General features: G+C 61.6%; 19 protein-coding genes. 17 read left to right on the top strand and 2 right to left on the bottom strand.

The features are described from left to right. Nucleotides 1-46 precede the first annotated feature (46 nt). From EYD00_RS15765 to EYD00_RS15750, 4 genes are all read left to right on the top strand, one after another. Nucleotides 47-1,444: an NAD(P)/FAD-dependent oxidoreductase gene (locus tag EYD00_RS15765; protein WP_034496979.1), complete on the top strand. Its 1,398-nt coding sequence runs from the start codon at nucleotides 47-49 to the stop codon at nucleotides 1,442-1,444. Beyond that, nucleotides 1,441-2,703 (top strand): NAD(P)/FAD-dependent oxidoreductase, encoded by a 1,263-nt coding sequence (locus EYD00_RS15760; protein WP_034496976.1) that lies wholly within the window; start codon nucleotides 1,441-1,443, stop codon nucleotides 2,701-2,703. The genes EYD00_RS15765 and EYD00_RS15760 overlap by 4 nt, the downstream gene beginning before the upstream one ends. Further along, complete coding sequence (locus tag EYD00_RS15755) at nucleotides 2,703-4,097, top strand: FGGY family carbohydrate kinase (protein ID WP_034496974.1); 1,395 nt, start codon at nucleotides 2,703-2,705, stop codon at nucleotides 4,095-4,097. The genes EYD00_RS15760 and EYD00_RS15755 overlap by 1 nt, the downstream gene beginning before the upstream one ends. Before the next feature lie 186 nt (nucleotides 4,098-4,283). Then, a complete protein-coding gene (locus EYD00_RS15750) occupies nucleotides 4,284-5,099 on the top strand; it encodes a DUF2189 domain-containing protein (protein WP_034496973.1) in 816 nt (271 codons plus the stop codon). 88 nt (nucleotides 5,100-5,187) lie between these two features. Here the strand turns inward: EYD00_RS15750 and EYD00_RS15745 are convergent, their stop codons facing one another. Further along, the gene (locus tag EYD00_RS15745; RefSeq protein WP_006698401.1) at nucleotides 5,188-6,234 is read right to left on the bottom strand and encodes a GlxA family transcriptional regulator; all 1,047 of its coding nucleotides are present in this window, start codon (nucleotides 6,232-6,234) and stop codon (nucleotides 5,188-5,190) included. Nucleotides 6,235-6,319: 85 nt separating this feature from the next. On the opposite strand from EYD00_RS15745, the gene EYD00_RS15740 reads away from it, so the two are divergent. The 5 genes from EYD00_RS15740 to purU are packed head-to-tail and all read left to right on the top strand — an operon-like array spanning nucleotide 6,320 to nucleotide 12,399. Then, the gene (locus tag EYD00_RS15740) at nucleotides 6,320-7,573 is read left to right on the top strand and encodes a sarcosine oxidase subunit beta family protein (RefSeq protein WP_034496971.1); all 1,254 of its coding nucleotides are present in this window, start codon (nucleotides 6,320-6,322) and stop codon (nucleotides 7,571-7,573) included. Between the two features lie 11 nt (nucleotides 7,574-7,584). Further along, on the top strand, nucleotides 7,585-7,905 hold the full coding sequence (locus tag EYD00_RS15735; RefSeq protein WP_004445406.1) for a sarcosine oxidase subunit delta: 321 nt from the start codon (nucleotides 7,585-7,587) through the stop codon (nucleotides 7,903-7,905). Beyond that, entirely contained in the window at nucleotides 7,902-10,892 is a 2,991-nt protein-coding gene (locus EYD00_RS15730) for a sarcosine oxidase subunit alpha (protein ID WP_034496968.1), read from the top strand. The genes EYD00_RS15735 and EYD00_RS15730 overlap by 4 nt, the downstream gene beginning before the upstream one ends. A 13-nt stretch (nucleotides 10,893-10,905) precedes the next feature. Further along, nucleotides 10,906-11,460: a sarcosine oxidase subunit gamma family protein gene (soxG, locus tag EYD00_RS15725; RefSeq protein ID WP_034496965.1), complete on the top strand. Its 555-nt coding sequence runs from the start codon at nucleotides 10,906-10,908 to the stop codon at nucleotides 11,458-11,460. A 54-nt stretch (nucleotides 11,461-11,514) separates the two neighbouring features. Further along, the gene (purU, locus tag EYD00_RS15720) at nucleotides 11,515-12,399 is read left to right on the top strand and encodes a formyltetrahydrofolate deformylase (RefSeq protein ID WP_034496963.1); all 885 of its coding nucleotides are present in this window, start codon (nucleotides 11,515-11,517) and stop codon (nucleotides 12,397-12,399) included. Nucleotides 12,400-12,492: 93 nt separating this feature from the next. On the opposite strand, the gene EYD00_RS15715 is transcribed toward purU, so the two are convergent. Continuing rightward, entirely contained in the window at nucleotides 12,493-12,888 is a 396-nt protein-coding gene (locus EYD00_RS15715; RefSeq protein WP_004445400.1) for a (R)-mandelonitrile lyase, read from the bottom strand. A gap of 284 nt (nucleotides 12,889-13,172) precedes the next feature. On the opposite strand from EYD00_RS15715, the gene EYD00_RS15710 reads away from it, so the two are divergent. The 8 genes from EYD00_RS15710 to EYD00_RS15675 all read left to right on the top strand — a co-directional run bounded on the left by EYD00_RS15710 (nucleotide 13,173) and on the right by EYD00_RS15675 (nucleotide 21,947). Beyond that, nucleotides 13,173-14,195: a substrate-binding domain-containing protein gene (locus tag EYD00_RS15710; RefSeq protein WP_006698395.1), complete on the top strand. Its 1,023-nt coding sequence runs from the start codon at nucleotides 13,173-13,175 to the stop codon at nucleotides 14,193-14,195. A gap of 102 nt (nucleotides 14,196-14,297) precedes the next feature. Continuing rightward, a complete protein-coding gene (locus EYD00_RS15705; protein WP_034496961.1) occupies nucleotides 14,298-15,791 on the top strand; it encodes a sugar ABC transporter ATP-binding protein in 1,494 nt (497 codons plus the stop codon). Continuing rightward, nucleotides 15,788-16,732 (top strand): ABC transporter permease, encoded by a 945-nt coding sequence (locus EYD00_RS15700; RefSeq protein WP_006698394.1) that lies wholly within the window; start codon nucleotides 15,788-15,790, stop codon nucleotides 16,730-16,732. Before EYD00_RS15705 ends, EYD00_RS15700 begins: the two co-directional genes overlap by 4 nt. 1 nt (nucleotide 16,733) lies before the next feature. Then, complete coding sequence (locus EYD00_RS15695; RefSeq protein ID WP_004445396.1) at nucleotides 16,734-17,702, top strand: ABC transporter permease; 969 nt, start codon at nucleotides 16,734-16,736, stop codon at nucleotides 17,700-17,702. A 3-nt stretch (nucleotides 17,703-17,705) separates the two neighbouring features. After that, nucleotides 17,706-18,728 (top strand): LacI family DNA-binding transcriptional regulator, encoded by a 1,023-nt coding sequence (locus EYD00_RS15690; protein WP_034496959.1) that lies wholly within the window; start codon nucleotides 17,706-17,708, stop codon nucleotides 18,726-18,728. Nucleotides 18,729-18,761: 33 nt separating this feature from the next. Continuing rightward, nucleotides 18,762-19,811: a sugar phosphate isomerase/epimerase family protein gene (locus EYD00_RS15685; RefSeq protein WP_022562842.1), complete on the top strand. Its 1,050-nt coding sequence runs from the start codon at nucleotides 18,762-18,764 to the stop codon at nucleotides 19,809-19,811. Nucleotides 19,812-19,822: 11 nt separating this feature from the next. Then, entirely contained in the window at nucleotides 19,823-20,992 is a 1,170-nt protein-coding gene (locus tag EYD00_RS15680; protein ID WP_004445391.1) for a Gfo/Idh/MocA family protein, read from the top strand. A gap of 100 nt (nucleotides 20,993-21,092) precedes the next feature. Then, the gene (locus EYD00_RS15675; protein ID WP_004445388.1) at nucleotides 21,093-21,947 is read left to right on the top strand and encodes a sugar phosphate isomerase/epimerase family protein; all 855 of its coding nucleotides are present in this window, start codon (nucleotides 21,093-21,095) and stop codon (nucleotides 21,945-21,947) included. Nucleotides 21,948-22,000: the final 53 nt, after the last annotated feature.

Here is a 22,000-nt window from a genome sequence, read left to right as displayed (position 1 = left end):
CGCGCCTGTTGATCTCGCTCGGAACGACGAAGGCAAAGGTAACCCCATGGCCGAGACCCCCTCTACGGAATTTGATGTCGCCGTCATTGGCGCCGGTGTCGTCGGTTGCGCGGTCGCCCGCCGTTTCGCACTGGCCGGTGCGAAGGTGGTGGTGATCGAAAAAGGTCCCGACATCCTCTCCGGCGCTTCCAAGGCCAATAGCGCCATCCTCCATACCGGTTTCGATGCGCCGGAAGGCAGCCTGGAGCTGGAACTGGTGAAGGCAGGCCGGGCGGAATATCTCTCCATTCATCGCCCGATGGGTCTCAGCATCGTCGAAACCGGCGCACTGGTCTGCGCCTGGAACCCGGGCGAAGCGGAAAAACTGCAGGGGATCGCCGAACAGGGGCGGCGCAACGGCATTGCCGGGCTTGAGTTACGCACGGCCGAGCAGGCCCGTGAAGCCATGCCGGGCCTGTCCGGCCGCCTTGTCGCCGCACTTGACGTTCCGGGCGAACATATCATCGATCCCTGGTCCGCGCCGCTCGGCTATCTCACGCAGGCGGTGGCGCTGGGTGCCCAGCTGCTGCGCAACGCGGAGGTCCTGTCCGGTGCATTCGACGGCGTGTGGCAGATAGAGACGACGGCGGGCACCATATTTGCCGCCAGCGTCGTCAATGCCGCCGGGCTGTTCGGAGATATCGTCGACGCACGTCTGGGATTTCCGCCCGACTTCATCATCAAGCCCCGCAAGGGGCAGTTCGTGGTGCTTGATAAGGCTGCCCGTAGGTATGTGCCGCGCATTGTTCTGCCCGTTCCGACCGAAATCACCAAGGGCATCGTGGTGTGCCCGACCGCCTTCGGCAACGTTCTTGTCGGTCCGACGGCGGAAGAGCAGGAAGATCGCGAACGCGCGACGGTCGAGACGGCGACGCTGAAAGGACTGCTGGAACGCGGTACGGAAATCGTTCCCGCGCTGGCCTCCGTTTCCGTGACCGCTGTTTATGCCGGTCTGCGCCCGGCCTCTGAAAAGAAACACTACCGGATTTCCACCCGGCCAGACCGGCGGGCGATCACGCTCGGCGGCATTCGCTCCACGGGCCTCAGTGCCGCGCTCGGACTGGCGCAGCATGCGCTGAGGCTTCACGAAGGTTTCGGTACGCGTTTTAACCCGCCATCCTCAATCCCTGAAGTGACGATGCCCAATCTGACCGAAACCTGCGGGCGGGACTGGCAGCGTGCCGATCACGGCGAAATCGTCTGTCATTGCGAACTCGTCACCCGCCGGGAAATCGAGGCGACATTTTCGAGCCCGGTGCCACCCGGCGATTTCGGAGGCCTGCGGCGGCGTACCCGCGCAGGGATGGGGCGCTGTCAGGGCTTTTATTGCAACGCGTGGTTGGCGGCGATGACCGGCGACCGTCTGGCAACGCCGCTTTCCGTCCGAGAGGGAGCGGACCGATGAGCGCCGGGGAGCCGTTTCAGCGCGTGCATCAACACCTTGAGAATGCAGATGTCATCGTGGTCGGCGGCGGTCCGGCGGGCGTGGCTGCGGCGCTTGAGCTGAAAGCGCGCGATATCCCCTGCGTGATGATCCTCGACCGTGAACCCGCTCTCGGTGGCGCCACCCGGCATTGCGTGCATTCACCTTTTGGCATGCGCGAATTCGGACGCGTCTATTTAGGCCCGGCTTATGCGCAACGCCTGCAGCGGCAGGCGCAGGAAGCGGGTATCGATATCCGCACCGGTCATTCCGTGGTCGAACTGCGGCGGGATGGCACGCTGCTGGTGACATCGGCACGCGGCGTCGAGACACTGAAGGCCCGGCGTATCGTGTTGGCCACGGGCGCGCGGGAAAAACCACGCTCCGCGCGGCTTCTGCCCGGTGACAGGCCGGTGGGCGTCCTCACCACCGGCACGCTGCAAGCCTATGTCGCCTTTCACGGCATCATGCCATTTCGCCGGCCGCTGATCGTCGGTTCGGAACTTGTTTCCTTTTCTGCGCTTTTGACCTGCCTTACGCATCATGCCCGGCCGGTGGCGATGATCGAGCCGGAACCTTATCCATTAGCGCGGTGGCCTTTTCGATGCTTCCCGCCGGTTGTTGGGGTGCCCTTTCATTGTGGCGCCGCACTCACGGATATCCGCGGCCGCGGCCGGGTCGAGGAGGCGGATATCCGTCTTGTGGATGGTCGTATCCTGACGGTTCAATGCGATGGTGTTCTGCTCACCGGGCGGTTCACGCCGGATGCGGCGCTTCTCGATGCATCCCCGGTAGAGATGGCGGCAGGCAGTGCCGGGCCGTTGATCGACCAGGACGGGCGAATGGCCAATCCGATCTTCTTCGCCGGCGGAAATGTCTTGCGGGCCGTGGAAACGGGCGGCTGGGCGTTTCGCGAAGGCCGTCGGGTTGGCGCGGCGGTGGCAAACGATCTCGCCCGGGCACCCTGCAGCGCGCCGGGCGTTCCCGTCACGTTCGCTGAACCGCTCAAGCTGGTAGTCCCCGCCATGCTGCGGCCTGGCGGGTTTAAACGACCGGCTTTTCGCGACTTCCAGCTTCGTTTCACCAGACGTGTTCGAGGCCTGCTTTCGCTTCATCTCGATGGAAAGGAAGTGTGGAGCAAGACCGGCCAGTGGTTCCCTGAACGCCGTGTGCTTGTGCCCATTCCCGCTGCGGCGTTTGAAGCGGCTCAGATTTCCTTTCATTTTCAGGAGACCAGTTGATGCGCGTTGCGGCGATCGACCAGGGGACGACGTCAACCCGGTGCCTTGTGGTGACCGATGGCGGCAAGGCGGAGATTGTGGCCAGCCGGCGTCACGCACAATTTTACCCCGCCGCCAATCATGTGGAGCATGATCCGGAAGAACTGCTTGTTAATATCCGCGCGGTGCTCGCCGCCGCCGGGCCGGTGGACGCCATCGCCATTGCCAATCAGGGCGAAAGTTGTCTGGCGTGGGATGCCGTCAGCGGTGAGGCGCTCTCGCCAGTCATCGTCTGGCAGGATGCCCGCACCGCCCAAACGCTGGCCGCCCTGCCGCCCTCGGCAACACATCTTTCGAAAGAGATTTGCGGGCTGCCTCTCGATCCGTATTTTTCGGCCAGCAAACTGGCCTGGCTGGTCAGGCACAATCCGGCAGTGGCAGAGGCGAAGGCATCCGGGCGTTTGCGGCTGGGCACCACCGACGCGTTCTTTCTGGACCGGCTGACGGGCTGTTTCCGCACCGACCTTGCGACGGCGTCGCGCACGGGGCTGCTGGATCTTTCAACCGGAGACTGGAGTCCGGAGCTCTGCGCGCTGCATGGCGTGACGATGGATTGCCTGCCCATGGTCGGCCCTGTCGACGGCGGCTTCGGCTCGATCGAGGGAACGCCCATCCGCGTTTCCATCGTTGATCAGCAGGCCGCACTTTATGGCCACGGCTGCCGCACGGCAGGCGATTGCAAGATAACTTTCGGAACGGGGGCGTTTCTGTTGTCCGTTGCCGGTAACGGGCGCCCATCGACGGGAGAGCTTCTGCCAACAATCGCCTGGCAGATGCAGGGCGCGCCTGCCGTTTTCGCCATTGAAGGCGGCGTCTATGATGCCGGCGCGGCGGTCGAATGGGCGAGAAAGATTGGCCTCTACGCTGAAAATGCCGAACTCGATTGTTTTGAGGGGCCATCGGCCATTCGCCGTGGTCTCGCGTTCGTACCCGCGTTTTCGGGCCTTGCCGCGCCTTATTGGGAAAGACACGCCGCGCCGCTGTTCATCGGTATGAACCACGCCACCGAGCGGAGTGACATGGTGCGCGCGGTGCTGGAAGGCATTGCCCTGCTGACGGCGCGGCTGATCGAAGCTGCATCGGCGGTTGCTCCCATAGGCGACACGATCTCCATCGATGGCGGCCTGTCGAACAGCCGCTATTTTGTCCGTTTTCTGGCGGCAGCCAGCGGCCGGACCATTTGCGTGCCGGCCATGCGCGAGTTGACGGCGCTCGGTCTGGCCGAAATGTGCGGCATTGATGTCGCCGCCATGCGGCGCGAGACCGAGATATTCGCGCCCGATGGATCGGTCGGCGCCGAAGATCACGCCCTGTTCGCACGCGCCATAGACAATGCCCGCTGCTGGGGGCGGTAAGGCGCCTCGGCAACAGCTGTCACACCTCCCTTGGCGTAGAGGGACCAGTGGGTGGAATTGAACAGGCGACAAAGGCGACGAAATTTGATAAATTACAAGTCGGCCGGTTGCTGTTTGACGCACGGGTGAAAGTCGCCGGGCGTTCCCATACTGCCAGCCGGATCATGGCGCAGGAGGAGAAGTGCTATGACGGCATTCCATGTCATGGCCGGTGCGAGTGGCGAATTTGCCCGCCCGGAAGTCCGCAAGATTGGTATTGCAGATATAGCCGACGCGTTAAGGCTGGGACTGGAGGACTTTAAAGAAAAGCCGTCCCATTATTTTTTTCTCTGTCTCATGTATCCGATCGCCGGTGTTCTCATGGTGATGTGGAGTGCCGGCGCTAATATGCTGCCGCTGATCTATCCCCTGATGTCGGGTTTTGCACTGATTGGCCCAGTCGCGGCGATCGGCCTCTATGAAATCAGTCGACGGCGCGAACAGGGGTTGGATAGTTCGTGGCGGCACGCGCCGGAGGTTCGTCACTCTCCGGCACTGCCGTCGATCATCGCGGTCGCCGTCATGCTGCTTGCGCTTTTCGCCGTCTGGCTGATTGTTGCGCAGCGCATATACTCCGTGAATTTCGAGGCGACGGCACCGGTTTCGCTCTCCACCTTCCTCTCCGATGTATTGATGACCCCGCAAGGACTCTCTCTCGTCATCTGGGGCAATCTGGCTGGCTGCGTTTTTGCCGTCATCGTGCTGGCGACAACGGTGGTGACGTTTCCTCTGCTGCTTGATCGGGATGTCGGCGCGGTCGCGGCGGTGGATGCAAGCATCCGTGCCACGCTTGCCAACCCGGTTCCGGTGGCGCTGTGGGGCTTGATTGTCGCTGCGATGCTCGTTCTCGGGACGATCCCGGCATTCGTCGGTTTAGCGGTTGTCGTGCCCGTTCTCGGCCATTCTACATGGCACCTTTATCGGAAAATGATCGTCCCCGATTATTCCAGCCGTATGCCTTGAATTTATCGAGCAAACCTGTCGTGCCGTTCCTGCGGTGATGACGGGTAACCTTCGAAAGCGGCGGTTCGTAAGATCGGCGCAACCACATTCAGGATTGTGGAAGCAGCACGCCAACGGCAAATTCTTCCTCGGTTGCCGTGTGGCCTGCCTGTGTCTTGCGATATTCGCTGGGCGTAAAACCGCGCTCGGTTCGAAGCGTACGGGAAAGGTGGGGTGCGTCGCAAAAGCCGGTGGCAAGCGCGATCTGGGTGATTGGGTCGTGCGTGGTGCGCAGGAGCGAGAGCGCCCGGTCGAGACGGAGCTCCAGATAGACCTTGGATGGCGTGGCCTTCAGATCATTGAGGAAACGCCGCTCGAGGCTGCGGCGGCCAAGGCCGAGGTCGCTTGCCAGTTCCAGCACGGTCTTGGGAACCTCGATATTCTGCTGCATCCGCAGGATCGCTTTTTTGACAAGGGGATCGCTGGCCTTACGTGTGCTCTGCTGACCGGGCTGGGGTTTCTCACCGCTCAGCGCGCTGTCGATCATCATGATGTTAAGGCTCTTGATGGCGGCGGATTGGCCGACATGGCGCTCGACGAGGAAAGCCGCCAGATGCGCGGCACCATGGCCGCCCGAACAGGTCAGCCGGTCGCGGTCGATGACGAAGATCTGGTCGGAGATCATCTGAACCGTATCGAAACGGTCGAGAAAATCCTGGTGGTGGAACCAGCTTACGCAACAGCGATAGCCATCGAGCAGCCCCGCTTCGTGGAGGATGAAGACGCCGGTGCAGAGGCCGACAATCGGAACGCCTGCCGTTGCGCGGTCTTTCAGGAAGCGCAGTGCTTCCGGCGGCAGGGCGCTGTGATCGCTGATCAATCCGCCGACAACGACGATGTAGTCGTAGTGACCGGCATCGCTCAGCCGCGTATCCGGCTGCACTTTCACGCCGCAGCTCGACTGCACACTGCCGAGCGTTCCGGAGAGCACCGACCATTCGCAGAGGATGGGTCGGGAGCGGTCCGCCTCGTCCGCGGCTAAGCGCAGCACGTCGACGAAATTCGCAAAGGCTGACAGCGTAAAGCGGTCGGCAAGCAGGAAGGCGACGCTGAGGCGTTTTTTGGCGGCGTGCGATTTCATGACGCAAATATTCATGCAAACAGACGCGATTGTCCAGCCGGGCGATGGCAAATGATCTTAGCTTTTACGACAACAGATTTTCCAACCGTCGGGTCCGATCATGACGCGTTTTAATGCTTTCAGTCTTTTGAAGAATGCCCTGACGGGCAATAAAAACTGGGAAGAACAATGGCCCGACAGCCAGCCGAAGGCCGAATATGACGTGATCATCGTCGGTGCCGGCGGCCATGGTCTTGGGGCGGCCTATTATCTGGCCAGCCAGCACGGCATCACCAATGTTGCGGTCATCGACAAGGGCTGGCTCGGCGGCGGCAATACCGGCCGCAACACGACGATCATCCGCTCCAACTATCTCTATGACGAAAGCGCCCGTCTTTACGATCACGCCGTCGATCTCTGGGAAAATCTCAGCCAGGAACTGAACTACAACGTCATGTATTCGCGGCGCGGCGTGCTGATGCTGGCCCATAATGTTCACGACGTGCAGAGCTTTAAGCGTCATATCCATTCCAATCGCCTGAACGGTGTCGACAATCGCTGGCTCACGCCTGAGGAATGCAAGGAATATTGCCCGCCGTTGAGCCTTTCGCCTAATGCGCGTTACCCTGTCATGGGGGGCGCATTGCAGGAGCGTGCGGGCACGGCGCGCCACGATGCGGTCGCCTGGGGTTATGCGCGCGGTGCCGCCGCCCGCGGTGTGGATATCATCCAGAACTGCCCGGTCACCGCTATTCGCCGCAACGCCGACGGTTCCGTTGCCGGTGTCGAGACGGCGAGGGGCTTCATCAAGGCAAAGAAGGTCGCAGTTTCGGCCGCCGGCCACACCTCTGTCGTCATGGATACGGCCGGTGTCCGCCTGCCGCTCGAGAGCTATCCGCTACAGGCGCTGGTATCGGAGCCGATCAAGCCGATTTTCCCCTGCGTTGTCATGTCCAATGCGGTCCATGCCTATATCAGCCAGTCGGACAAGGGCGAGCTGGTGATCGGTTCGGGCACGGACCAGTATACGTCCTATTCGCAGCGCGGTGGCCTACCGCTGATCGAGCATACGATCGCCGCCATCGTCGAAATCTTCCCGATCTTCAACCGCATGCGGATGTTGCGCAAATGGGGCGGCATTGTCGACGTCACGCCGGATCGCTCGGCCATCCTCGGCAAGACCCCTGTCGACGGGCTTTACGTGAATTGTGGCTGGGGCACTGGCGGGTTCAAGGCCACGCCGGGTGCTGCCCACACCTTCGCCTGGACCATCGCCAAAAACGAACCGCACCCGATCAACGCGCCGTTCACGCTGGAACGCTTCCGCTCCGGCCGCCTGATCGATGAGGCCGCCGCCGCCGCCGTGGCGCACTGAGGATAACGACCATGCTTTTGATCCGCTGCCCCTATTGCAACGAAACGCTGCCCGAAGCCGAATTCACCTATGCCGGGCAGGCCCATGTCGTCCGCGCTGCCGATCCCTCGTCGCAGAGTGATGAGCAATGGGAAGAATTCCTGTTCATCCGCGAAAACGTCAAAGGTCCGCATTTCGAGCGCTGGCGGCACCTGCATGGTTGCGGCCGCTTCTTCAACGCCGTGCGTGACACGGTAAGTGACCGTTTCCTCACGACCTATCGTGCGGGTGAACCGCGCCCTGAACTGTCCTCCCTGACACGCTTGACCGCAAGCTCCGAGGTGTCGAAATGAACTCCTATCGCGTTTCCGGCCGGGGCCGGGTGGATGCTTCCCGCTCGGTCAGCTTTACCTTCGACGGCAAGACCTATCGCGGCGTCATGGGCGATACCGTCGCCTCCGCGCTTCTTGCCAATGGCGTGCATCTTATGGGCCGCTCGTTCAAATACCACCGCCCGCGTGGCCCGGTGGCGGCGGGTTCCGAGGAGCCGAATGCGCTGATCGGCACCCGCCGCGGCGCCGGCCGGTTCGAGCCCAATACCCGCGCCACGGTGCAGGAAATCTGGAACGGGCTGGAAACCACCTCGCAGAACAAATATCCGAGCCTGAAATTTGATATCGGCGCTGTCAACGACATGGCCTATATGCTGTTTTCGGCTGGTTTCTACTACAAGACCTTCATGTGGCCGAAGAGCTTCTGGAACAAGGTCTATGAGCCCTTCATCCGCGCAGCCGCGGGTCTTGGCGTCTCCCCAAAAGAAGAAGACCCTGACACCTATGCCTCGCGTAACCTGCATTGTGATGTGCTGATTGTCGGTGCCGGTCCCGCCGGTCTCGCTGCCGCACGGGTGGCGGCGGTGGATGGCCGCAAGGTCGTGCTGGTCGATGAAAATGCCGAAGCCGGCGGCACGCTGCTGTCCGAACCCCAGGCAAAGATCGATGGCAAGCCCGCATGGACCTGGCTTGCTGATGAATTGAAGGCCCTGAAGGATCAGGGCGTCAAGGTGATGACACGCACCACGGCGATTGCCTATTACCATCAGAATATGATCGGCCTTTGCGAAAAGCTGACCGACCATCTCGAAACCGTGCCGAAGGATGTGCCGCGCGAACGCCTGTGGCGCGTTCGGGCGCGTCAGGTGGTGCTGGCGCAGGGCGCACTGGAAAAGCCGCTGGTTTTCCACGGCAATGACCGGCCGGGCGTGATGCTCGCGGGTTCCGCCCAGACCTATCTCAACCGCTATGGCGTCAAGGTCGGCAATCGTCCGGTGGTGGTGACGAGCCATGACAGCGCCTGGTATGCCGCTTTCGATCTTCACGGTGCTGGCGCATCTGTTCAGGCCATTGTCGATACCCGCGCCAAGGTGCGCGAGGAGCTGGTAAACGAGGCGCGTGCGCTCGGAATTCCGGTCAAGCTCTCGCATACGGTCACAGCGACGTCGGGGCGATTGCGCGTCAAATCGGTTCGCGTCAATCCGGTGAATGGTTCCACGGTCGGCGCAGGTCAGGAAATTGCCTGCGATGCCGTGCTGATGTCGGGCGGCTGGACGCCGTCGCTGCATCTCTTTTCCCACACGCAGGGCAAGATCGCCTGGGATGACGAGCGGACGACCTTCCTGCCAGCGCTCACCAATGAGGATTGTGTGATAGCGGGCGCCGGACGCGGGCTTTGGGGCATCGAGGCCGCGCTGAAGGATGGTGCGGAGCGGGGCCGTGAAGTCGTCGCAGCTGTTGGCAAGAGCGCCAATGTTTCCAGCCATGCGGTCGATCATGATCGTATCGGCAGCGGTGTCTCGCACACGGAGCTTCCGAGTGACCGCGACGCCGGCAAGGCCAAGGCCTTCGTAGACTACCAGAATGACGTGACGGCCAAGGATTTGCGGCTCGCCGTGCGAGAGGGTATGCGCTCCATCGAGCACGTCAAACGCTATACCACCAACGGCATGGCGACCGATCAGGGCAAGATGTCCAACATCAACGGCCTCAACATCGCTGCGGAAGCGCTGGGCAAACGCCAGCCGGAAGTTGGGCTCACCACCTTCCGTCCGCCCTATACGCCGACAACCTTTGGGGCCTTCGCCGGTTATCACCGGGGCGCGCATTTCGAAGTGACGCGCAAGACGCAGATCGACAGTTGGGCTGAGGCCTATGGCGCGGTTTACGAGCCGGTCGGACAATGGCGTCGCGCCTGGTATTTTCCAAAGCCTGGCGAGGATATGGATGCCGCCGTTCGCCGCGAATGCCGGGCGGTGCGCCAGAGTGTGGGCATTTTCGATGCCTCGACGCTGGGCAAGATCGAGGTAGTCGGTCCTGATGCAGTCGAGTTCATGAACCGCATGTATACCAATCCCTGGACAAAGCTGGCTGCCGGTCGCTGCCGTTATGGCCTGCTGCTCGGCGATGACGGCTTCATCCGTGATGATGGCGTTATCGGCCGCATGACCGAAGACCGTTTCCATGTCACCACCACCACGGGCGGTGCCGCCCGGGTGCTGAACATGATGGAGGATTACCTCCAGACGGAATGGCCCGATCTCAATGTCTGGCTGACCTCGACCACGGAGCAATGGTCCACCATCGCTCTCAACGGTCCGAATGCGGCAAAGCTGCTCGCGCCGCTGGTGGAAGGTGTCGAGCTGACCGAAGAGGCCTTCCCGCACATGTCCTGCGTGGAATGCACCGTTGCCGGCATGCCGGCGCGGCTGTTCCGCGTCAGCTTCACCGGCGAGATCGGCTTTGAGGTTAATGTGCCGGCACCGCTCGGTCGCAAGCTCTGGGAAATCCTGTGGGAGGCCGGTCAGCAATATGGGATCACGCCTTATGGCACCGAGACCATGCACGTGTTGCGCGCGGAAAAGGGCTACATCATCGTTGGCCAGGATACTGACGGCACGGTGACGCCCTATGATGCGGCGATGGGCTGGGCCGTGGGCAGGAACAAGCCCGATTTCGTCGGCAAGCGCGGTCTTGCGCGACCCGATCTCGTCGCCAAGGGCCGCCGTCATCTCGTCGGTCTACTGACGGAAGACCGTTCGAAGCTGGAAGAGGGCGCGCAGATCGTCTTCGATCCGAAACAGCCGATCCCGATGAAGATGGTTGGCCACGTAACGTCATCCTACCATTCGGATGCCGTTGGCCAGCCGATCGCGCTGGCTCTGGTGGAAGGCGGCCATGAGCGGATGGGTGAGACCGTCTATATTCCCATGCTGGACCGCACCATTGCCGCAAAAATCACCGGGATGGTCTTTGTCGATCCCGAAAACACCCGCCTTAAAATCTGACCCGGAGCCGACAATGAACATGCGCGTTTCCTCCTCCGTTTCCGGCGTGCTTGCCGAAAGCAAAGCGGCACGGGTCAGCATCTCGGCCGCACAAGCCCGGTTTTCGCTGCGTGCGCGCGGCGATCTGGCGCCGCTCAACGCTGCCCTCGGCCTCGACTTGCCCGACCGGATCGGCGCCCGCGCCGCTTCCGGTGAGATTGACGTTCTGCGCCTTGGTCCCGACGAGTGGACCGTCGTTGCACCGACGGCCGAAATCAACAGGCTGATCGCGGCCTGCGCAGACGTTTATGCCGACCTTCCGCACAGTCTTGTCGACATTTCCGGCCGTGAAGTGACGATGTTGATCGAAGGTCCGCGGGCTGCTGAGTTGCTGACATTGGGCTGCGCCCGCGACATCGACACGATTGCCGTTGGCGAGGGACGCCGGACGATGTTCGACGGCGTGACCGTGGTGCTTTGGCGAGACGCTGAACACCGGTTCCGCATGGATGTCTGGAACAGTTTCGCGTCGCATCTCGGCCATCTGCTTGAAACCGGCTGCAGGGAGCTCGCCGCCGAAACCGCCTGAAGGCGTTGCAGTTTCAGAACCGTCCAGGAGCTGATCCACCAAGGGGAGCAGGATTTGACCACCTATGTCATGAAAGTCTCGTGCCCGGCGCGCAGCGGCATCGTTGCGGCCGTATCCGGATATCTCGCGCGGTCCGGCTGCAATATCAATGACAGCTCGCAATTCACCGATCAGGAAACCGGCCGTTTTTTCATGCGGTTGAGCTTCGTTTCGGAGCAGGGGCTGGAGCGGGACGCTCTCGCCGAGGGTTTTGGTCCGGTCGCCGTCGACTTCGACATGCAATACGACATCCACGACCTTTCCCGCAAAACCAGAGTGGTGATCATGGTGTCGCGCTTCGGTCATTGCCTCAACGATCTGCTTTATCGCTCCCGCATCGGCGCATTGCCGGTGAAGATCGTCGCGGTGATATCCAATCATCTCGATTATCAGAAGCAGGTCGTGAACGACGACATTCCGTTTCATCATATCCGCGTCACGCCTGAGACAAAACCGGAAGCCGAAGCGGAAATCCTGCAGGTGGTGCAGGATACTGGCGCGGAACTCGTCGTTCTCGCCCGTTACATGCAGGTTCTGTCGGACCGGCTGTGCCAGGAAATGTCGGGCCGCATCATCAACATCCACCACTCCTTCCTGCCATCATTCAAGGGCGCAAATCCCTACAAGCAGGCCTATGAGCGCGGGGTACGGCTGATTGGAGCAACCGCCCACTACGTCACCGCCGATCTCGATGAAGGGCCGATCATCGAGCAGGACACGATCAGGGTAACCCATGCACAGAGCGCGATGGATTATGTGTCACTCGGCCGCGACGTGGAGAGCCAGGTGTTGGCGCGCGCGATACATGGCCATATCCACCACCGGGTTTTCCTGAATGGCAACAGGACCGTGGTTTTCCCCGCCTCGCCGGGAGAATATGTCTCGGAGCGGATGGGCTGAGCGCGGCGCTGCCGTAGCCCCGGCTCCGCCATCCCCTTGAACAGGCGCGAGGCGCGGGCTGCTGAACGGCAGCCGCCCTCGTCCGGTGCCGGGTCAACCGTCATACTCATCGTCGGTGACCTGTTCCAGCCAGTCCACCACCTTGCCGTCCTTGACCTCCTGAAGCGCGATATGGGTCATGGCCACATCAGGCGCGGCCCCGTGCCAGTGCCTCTCGCCCGGTGCGAACCAGACGATATCACCGGGGCGGATTTCCTCCACCGGGCCACCGTCACGCTGCGCCCGGCCGAGACCGGAAACCACGATCAGCGTCTGACCGAGGGGATGGGTGTGCCATGCCGTTCGCGCCCCGGGTTCAAAGGTAACCTGAGCGCCCTGCACCCGCTCTGCATCGAAGGGGTTGAAAAGCGGATCGATGCGGACCGTGCCCGTAAACCAGGCCGCGGGGCCTTTTGCCGATGCCCGTGTTCCTGCGCGCAATATTTCCATGGTCATTCTCCTGACTGATGTTCCAGGCCGGTGGGAAGCGCGGGGCCTGCCGTCGCCCACAGGGCGGGGTCATCGCTTTCCGCATTCTGTGAAGCCCTGCCTCCGGTCTCCGCCACGCGCTTCATTCTCGCGCGTTTCCGAGAGTTGCGCCGGCCGCTTCCGCGACCTTTTCAGACCGCTCGACAAAAATCAATCTCGGGATTGACTCACTTATGAAAACGGTTACATTCGCTGATGTAAACGGTTTCATAGTCGATATCCGTTGCTTGGAGGAGCAAGTTTTCATGTTTAGACATTTGTTGGCTGCTGCCGCGATGGTGCTGGCGGCGGGCACGTCCTTGCACGCGCAGGAACAGAGTTTCAAGATCGGTCTTTCCAATTCTTTCGTCGGCAGCGAATGGCGCACGCAGATGATCGAGGAAGCTCAGGCTGCCGCGAAGGCGTGGGGCGAAAAGGGCGTCAAGGTCGAGGTTGTCGTCCAGAGCGGCAATGTCGACGTGCAGGGGCAGATCGGTCATATCCGCAATTTCATGAACCAGGGCGTTGATGCGATCCTCATCAATCCCGGCAGCCCGACCGCCTTCGATCCAATCTTCGCGCAGGCCAAGGCGCGCAACATCCTCGTCATCGCAACCGACGCCGAAGTGTCCTCCAAGGATGCGATTTATGTCGGTATCGACCAGAAGGCATGGGCCGCGCAGTCGGCGCAATGGCTGGCGGATGCGCTGAAGGGCAAGGGAAGCGTCGTCGCCATCAACGGTATCGCGGGCAATCCGGCAAACGAAGCCCGCGTCGCCGGTTATCGCGAAGTATTCAAGAAATATCCTGACATCAAGGTGCTGAACGAAGCCAATGCGAGCTGGGATCAGGCGCAGGGGCAGCAGGCCATGCAGAACCTGCTTGCCACTTATCCCGACATCAGCGGTGTCTGGGTGCAGGACGGCATGGCCGACGGCGCGTGGCGCGCCATCGAAGCCGCCGGCAAGACCAAGGACATTGCTGCGACCGGTGAAATCCGCAAGGACTTCATGACCCGCTGGGAAAAGGAAAAATTCAACTCCGGCGCCTCGGTCAATCCGCCCGGCGTGATGGCCAGTGCGCTCAATGTCGCTGTCCTGAAGCTTCAGGGCAAGGAATTCAAGGACGGTATCTTTGGCGGCACCTATGGCAACGCCATCTATATTCCGATCCCCTTCGTCAGCAACGAAAACCTTGCCGACAATATCAAGGCTGCAGAAGGCAAGCCCGGTTACTGGTCCGTCACGGCGACCGTGACGCCGGAACAGGCCGGCGAGTTCTTCAAATAAGAACCGTCCCGGGCCGGCGGAAGCGCCGGCCCGAACCGGAATTTCGAGTGCGGACCGCGCGTTGGCTGGCCGCCTGTGACAAGCATTATTCGGGGACATGCGATGGCGAACGCTTTGGAAGCGGCCGGCATAACGAAGAATTTTGGCGCCGTACGTGCGCTTTCCGACGGCAGGCTGACTGTCGGTCGCGGTGAAATTCACGCGCTTCTGGGCGCCAATGGCTGCGGCAAGAGCACGCTCTGCAAAATCGTTGCGGGCGCGGTGGCGCCGACGAGCGGCACGGTCAAATTCAAGGGCGAAGATGTGCGCTTCAAGAGCCCGCGTGACGCCGAAGACGCCGGTATTGCGCTGTTTTACCAGGAACTCAGCCTTGTTCCGCAGCTTTCGGTTGCCGATAACATCTTTCTCGGCCGGGAGCCGAAACGTGGCATTTTTGTTGACCGTAAGGTGCTGAAAGCCGAGGCGGCAAGGCTGATCGCCCTGTTTGACGGCGTGGCCGGCGAAGGACTGGAGCCGGATGCGATCGTTGGCACTCTGCCGCCCGATCAGCGCCAGCTCGTAGAAATCCTCAAGGTCTTTGCCCAGAATGCCAGCCTCATGATTATGGATGAGGCTACGGCAGCGCTCGATGGCCGCCAGTCCCAGCGCTTTTTTGAGATACTCCGGGCCAAGAAGGCCGATGGCGTCTCGACCATCATGATTTCCCACCGTCTCGACGAGGTTTTTGCCGTCTGCGACCGCATTACCGTGATGCGGAACGGCGCAACGATTTCCGAGCTCGATACGGCGGCAACCACGCGTGAAGCTGTGGTGCACGATATGGTCGGCGATGTCCGCGCAGCACCTGCCCGCCAGCAGGGACGCGCTGCCGCAACTCCCAGCCTCAAGGTGACTGATGTTACAGGCGAAGGCGTGCGCGGTGTCAGTATTGAAGCCTATCCGGGTGAAATCGTCGGTCTGGCCGGCCTGCAGGGGCAGGGACAGTCGGCGCTTTTGAAGGGGCTGTTCGGCGCGACGCCCTTTGCGACGGGCCAGACATGGTTCGATGGACGTGAAATTACCATCGGCAAGCCATCGCACGCGGTTCACAACGGTTTTGCCTATGTCTCGGGCGACCGCGGGCGTGACGCTTCCCTTCAGGGCCGGTCGATCTTCGAAAATCTCGTCGCGGCCCTGATGGTGCGCGAAAAGATGCGGCTGGTCCGGCCCGCCACGCTGAAGCCGCGGGTGCAAAAGGTCGCGGATGATATGAAGACGAAGTTTGCCGGCCTGGATATGGCGATCGGCACGCTTTCGGGCGGCAATCAACAGAAGATATTCATTTCCCGCTGGCTTGCCACGGCACCGAAACTGCTGCTGCTCGACGATCCGACCAAGGGCATCGATCTCGGCGCGAAGGCCGACCTCTTTGCGCTGATGCGGCAGCAGGCCGATGCCGGCGCGACCATTCTTCTCTACTCTTCGGAAGATGCGGAAATCCTCGAATATGCCGACCGCATTCTTGTGTTCAACGGTGGACGCATTTCTGCGGAACTGACCGGAGCCGACATGACATCTGTAAACATGACCCGCGCCGCTTATGGAGATGCCGCATGAGCGTCTCCGGTTTCCTGCGCAGGCAGCCATGGGTCATCACCCTCGTCGTTCTGGCCGTTCTCGTCGCCGTGAATACGTTTCTGCAACCGTCCTTCGTTCAGCCCTCCGTGCTGCAATCGAACCTGACGACGTTCCTGCCGCTGATCCTGGTCGCCATCGGCCAGACCTATGTCATTCTGGCGGGCGATATAGATTTGTCGGTTGGCAGCATCGTGGCGCTCGCCAATGTCGTCACCGTCAGCGTGATTGCTGCTCTTGGCGGCACGACTGGCGCTGTCTTCGCCGGCATGGCAGCGGGTGTAACCGTTGGGCTACTCTGCGGCCTGGTCAACGGCCTCTTCATTTCGGGCCTGCGTTTCCAGCCGATCGTGACCACCTTCGCGACAGGCATCATCTTTGCCGGGATGGCGATCTGGGTTCTGCCGCAGGCTGGCCTGCCGGTGCCGGAGGCCTATTGGCAGACCTATTCCGGCAGCTTCGTCGGCCTGCCCTTCGTGCTTTGGGTGCTGATTGCCGGCATCGCCTTCACGCTTATCGTGTCGCGTATCCCTTTTCACACGCATCTGCTTGCGGTGGGTGGCAATCGCACCGGCGCCTTCCAGACGGGGCTACGCCTCTCCGGCATCCGTATCGGCGCTTACATGATCTCTGGTCTTTTCTCCGCGCTGGCGGCGCTCTGCCTGACGGGTGAGACGGCGTCGGGCGATCCGCTTCTCGGTGCAAGTCTGGCGCTATCTTCCATCTCTGCGGTGGTCTTGGGCGGTACGGCGCTTTCCGGCGGCTTCGGCAGTTCGACCGGGTCGATCGCGGGCGCGCTGGTGCTGGGCATGATCGGCAATGTGATCTTCTTTGCGGGCCTGCCCTTCGAGTACCAGACACTGGTGCAGGGTCTGATCGTGCTGACGGCTCTGGCCGGTGGCGTTCTGGTGACGAGGCGTTGATATGACCAATCCCGGCTTGCAACTCAAAACCCTTCTCACCGATCCCCTGACCATCGCCATTGGCGCATCGGCTTTCCTGCTGCTTGTCGGCGAATTGTTGTCGCCCGGCTTCGCACAGGGATCGCAGATCGTGCGGCTGCTGACGATTGCCGCCATTCTCGGTATCGTAGCGGCGGGCCAGAATCTCGTCATCCTCGGCGGACGCGAAGGCATTGACCTTTCCGTCGGCGCGATGATCTCGCTCGGCGCGGTGCTTGCCGGCAATATGATGAACGGCCAGAATGCCGGTATTCCCCTTGCCATTCTGGTTGCGGGCGGCATTCCGTTCCTGATCGGCCTCATCAACGGTCTCGGCATCACCTTCGTGCGCATTCCGCCGCTGGTAATGACGCTCGGCATGACGGCGGTCATCCAGGGCGGGCTGGTGGTTTATTCGCAGGGCGTTCCGTCAGGTGCGGCGGCTCCGCTGCTCGCAGGCTTCATCAACCGTCCCCTCATCTTCGGCATTCCCGGTGTACTCTTCGTCTGGCTGGGCATCGCCGCGATCATGCTCTTCGTCCTGCGCCGCACGGCTTTCGGCTTCGCCATTTACGCCATCGGCTCCAACGAGCGGGCGGCGACGCTGGTAGGTCTTCCTGTTCCGCTGATCCGCACGCTGCTTTATGGCCTTTCCGGCCTGTTCGCTGGCCTGACCGGGGTTTGCGTCATCGGCTATACCGGCACGTCCTTCATCTCTGTCGGCGACCAGTATGTGCTTCCGTCGATCATCGCAGTGGTCATTGGCGGCACCTCGCTGGCCGGCGGGGCTGGCGGATATGTCGGAACCATGGCCGGCGCAGTTGCGCTCACCATTCTGCAAAGCGTACTGATAACGCTCAACCTCGATGTATGGGCACGGCAGATCATATTCGGTGTCACGTTGCTAGCGCTGATGCTGCTTTATGGCCGCCAAAAGCAGTTGCGTGTGTGACAGATGAGCAAAGAACACGGTTCGAATATCAGGGAAGTTGCAGCTCTCGCGGGTGTCTCCATCGCGACAGTATCGCGCGCGCTGCAGCAACCCGACAAGGTTCGCCCGGAAACCCGCAAGAAGGTTTTCGATGCCGTTCGGCAGGCGAACTTCGTTCCCAATGCGCAGGCGGCCAGTTTCCGCCGCCAATCCAACAACACCGTCATCCTTCTCGTTCGCGATATCGGCAACCCCTTCTATCTCGAAATCTACAAGGGTGTTGAGGAAGCGGCGGGCGAAGCGGGCTTCAAGGTGCTTATGGGCGATGCCCGCAATGACGAGCACCGTGTGGCGACCCACATCGATATGGTACGGCAGAAACATGCCGACGGCCTCATCCTGATGACCGGGCAGTTCCCGTCCGAGCTTCTCGATCAGGGCGATGCGCTGCCGCCGATCGTCATCGCGTCGGAGACGGTGCCCGGACTCGAGCTGCCGACCGTCAAGGTGGACAACCGCGCCGCATCGATGAACGCCGTGCGTCACCTCATGGGAGCGGGACATGAAAGGATCGTGCATCTGGCCGGTCCCGTACCGGAAAGTCTGGCGCAGGAACGTTTCGACGGTTACCGCGCGGCACTTGCGGAGGCCGGCATAGCTTATGCCGACGAACTGGTGGTGACGGGTGATTACAGCATTGAGGCCGGCCGGCAGGCGATTGCGGGCCTTCTCGAAGGCGGCATTGTCTTTACCGCGATCTTCGCATCGAGCGACCAGATGGCGATTGGCGCGATCAGCGAGTTGCGGGGCAGGGGTCTGTCGGTCCCGGGTGACGTCTCCGTCATCGGCTTCGACGATATCATCTTCGCCAATGCCTTTGAGCCGCCGCTGACGACGGTGCGTCAGCCCCGGCAGGAAATGGGCCGAAGGGCCATGGCGCTGATGGTGGACAGGCTGAATGGCAAACGCACCGCCGAGACCATCGTGCTGGATACGGAACTGGTGGTGCGCGGCTCGGTCGCGCCGTGCCGACCGCCGCACCGGTAGCGGCCAGACTGTGAATGCAAGGAGTGTAAGGACATGAAGACGATCAAAGGCCCGGCGATTTTCCTCGCGCAATTCGCCGGAAACGAGGCCCCTTTCGATACGCTCGACAATCTCGGCCAATGGGCGGCTTCGCTCGGCTACAAGGGCATCCAGGTGCCGACCGACCCCAAGCTCTTCGATCTGGAAAAGGCTGCGGAATCCAAGGACTATTGCGACGAGATCAAGGGCCGTCTGGTCGAGATCGGTGTCGAGATCACCGAGCTTTCGACGCATATTCAGGGCCAGCTCGTTGCCGTTCATCCCGCCTATGACGAGATGTTCGACGGTTTCGCTCCGGCCGAACTGCGCGGAAAGCCGCAGGCGCGGCAGGAATGGGCGGTCAATCAGCTGATATGCGCAGCGAAGGCGTCGCGGCATCTCGGCCTCAAGAGCCATGCGACCTTCTCCGGCGCGCTCGCCTGGCCGTTCGTTTATCCGTGGCCGCAGCGCCCGGCGGGCCTTGTCGAAATGGCCTTTGCCGAGCTCGGCAAGCGCTGGACACCCATTCTCGATGCCTTCGAGGAAAATGGCGTGGATCTCTGCTACGAGCTGCATCCGGGTGAGGACCTGCATGACGGCGTCACCTTCGAGCGATTTCTCGAAGCCACCGGCGACCACGCGCGCGCCAACATCCTCTACGATCCCTCGCATTTCGTGCTGCAGGCGATGGATTATCTCGGCTTCATCGATATCTACCACGAGCGTATCCGCGCCTTCCACGTCAAGGATGCCGAGTTCAATCCAACCGGCCGTTCCGGCGTTTATGGCGGGTATCAAAGCTGGGTCGATCGGCCGGGCCGTTTCCGTTCGCTGGGCGACGGGCATGTCGATTTCGGCGCGGTTTTCTCGAAGCTCACCCAATATGATTTCGATGGCTGGGCGGTGCTGGAATGGGAATGTGCGCTGAAGCACCCGGAAGACGGCGCGCGCGAAGGCGTCGCCTTCATTGAAAACCACATTATCCGTGTGACCGAGCGGGCCTTCGACGATTTCGCCAAGAGCGGCGTCGATGATGCCGCCAATCGTCGCCTTCTCGGCCTCTGAAAGGGATAGCCATGTCTTCCACACCAAAAAAATTCGACAGCCGCCGTATCCGTCTCGGAATGGTCGGCGGCGGTCAGGGCGCCTTTATCGGTGCGGTGCACCGCATCGCGGCCCGGCTGGATGACCGTTACGAGCTCGTGGCCGGAGCGCTTTCCTCCGATCCCGCGCGTGCGGCCGCTTCGGCAACCCTGCTCGGCATCGCGCCGGAGCGTTCCTATGCCTCATTCGAGGAGATGGCCGCGGCAGAGGCCGGTCGAGACGACGGTATCGAGGCAGTCGCCATCGTGACGCCCAATCACCTCCATTTTGCGCCCTCAAAGGCCTTTCTCGAGGCCGGTATTCACGTCATCTGCGACAAGCCTGTGACCGCGACACTTGAGGAAGCAAAGGCGCTGGCCGAGATCGTCAGGGCGTCGGACAGCCTGTTTGTCCTGACGCATAATTACACCGGCTACGCCATGCTGCGGCAGATGCGGCAGATGGTGGCTGACGGAGCCATTGGCAAGCTGCGCCACGTTCAGGCCGAATATGCCCAGGACTGGCTGACCGAGGCGGTTGAGAAGACCGGTGCGAAGGGGGCGGAATGGCGCACCGATCCCAGCCGCTCCGGCGCGGGCGGCGCCATCGGCGATATCGGCACCCACGCCTTCAACGCCGCCGCCTTTGTTACCGGTGAAATCCCGAAGAGTCTTTATGCCGACCTGACCTCTTTCGTGCCGGGCCGGCAGCTGGATGACAGCGCCAATATTCTTTTGCGTTACGAAAGCGGCGCCAAGGGCATGCTTTGGGCAAGCCAGATCGCAGTCGGCAATGAAAACGCGCTGTCGCTGCGGGTCTACGGCGAAAAGGGCGGGCTTGAATGGCACCACCGCGTGCCGGATGAGCTGTGGTTCACCCCTTACGGGGAGCCGAAGCGGCTCATAACCCGCAACGGCGCAGGCGCAGGAGCCGCGGCCAACCGTGTCAGCCGCGTGCCATCGGGGCACCCGGAAGGATATCTCGAGGGTTTTGCGACGATCTACCGCGAAGCCGCAGATGCAATCATTGCCAAAAGGGAGGGAAAAGCAGCCGCCGGGGAGGTGATTTACCCCGGCATGGAGGACGGCCTTGCGGGTCTCGCATTCATCGATGCCGCCGTTCGTTCCAGCCAGACCTCGACCTGGATCAATATCGATATCTAGGTCGCAGCCTATCGGAGGAGACGACACAGGGCGCCGAAGGTGATGCCCAGCAAAGGTACACGTGTCGTCACATTGATCAAACGGAAAGGGAGTTACGCGTTTGAAAACGTTCAAGTCAAAATTCGCAGGCATGGCAGTCGTCGCAGCATTGGCAGCCAGTTTCGCAAATCCGGTTTTTGCCGATGACAGCAAGACCCTGCCGATTGCCGCGCAGATGTATACGCTGCGCAATTCCGGAACGCTGGAGGAGCAGCTGACGATCCTCAACCGCGCGGGCGTTTCCGCGGTGGAAACGGTGGACATGCAGAAGGTCAGCGCCAGCGAATTGAACACGCTTCTCGAAAAGCACAAGATCAAGGTCATTTCCTCGCATGTGCCGATCGACAAGCTGCGCGGCAACCTCGACGAGGTCATCACCGAACAGAAGGCTGTCGGCAACCCTGTCGTGACCGTACCTTTCCTGAAGCCGGAAGACCGACCAAAGGACGCCGCTGGCTGGACCGCCTTCGGCAAGGAACTGGGCGGCTATGCGGACAAGCTGTCCGCTGCGGGCCTTTCCATGGCCTATCACAACCACGACTTTGAAATGGCAAAGTTCGACGGCAAGACGGCGCTGGAACTGTTGCTCGACGCCGCCGGCCCGAAACTGCAGGCCGAAGTCGACGTCGCCTGGGTGGCGCGCAGCGGCAATGATCCCGCAGAATTCCTCGGTACCTTGAAGGGCAAGGTTTTTGCCATCCACGCCAAGGACAATGCACCGACGGGCACGGCGGAAAACGAACGCGGCTTCGCCATACTCGGCACCGGCACGCTTGACTGGAAGACGATCCTGCCGGCGGCCAAACATGCCGGCGCAAAATGGTTCATCCTCGAGCACGACCTTCCGCTCGATGCCGAAGCGGTCGTAACCAAGGGCAACGCGTTCCTCAACGAACACCTGCCGACCATTCAGTAAACACTGCCAGTAAAACCAGAACCGCTCCCCGGCGGCCGGTTTCGGCGGGGAGC

It is taken from the genome of Agrobacterium sp. 33MFTa1.1, from assembly GCF_004328495.1.
In the GTDB taxonomy this organism is placed as follows: domain Bacteria; phylum Pseudomonadota; class Alphaproteobacteria; order Rhizobiales; family Rhizobiaceae; genus Agrobacterium; species Agrobacterium pusense.
Note: the sequence above shows the minus strand (reverse complement) of the source record. Positions and strands in the feature narration are given on the sequence as shown.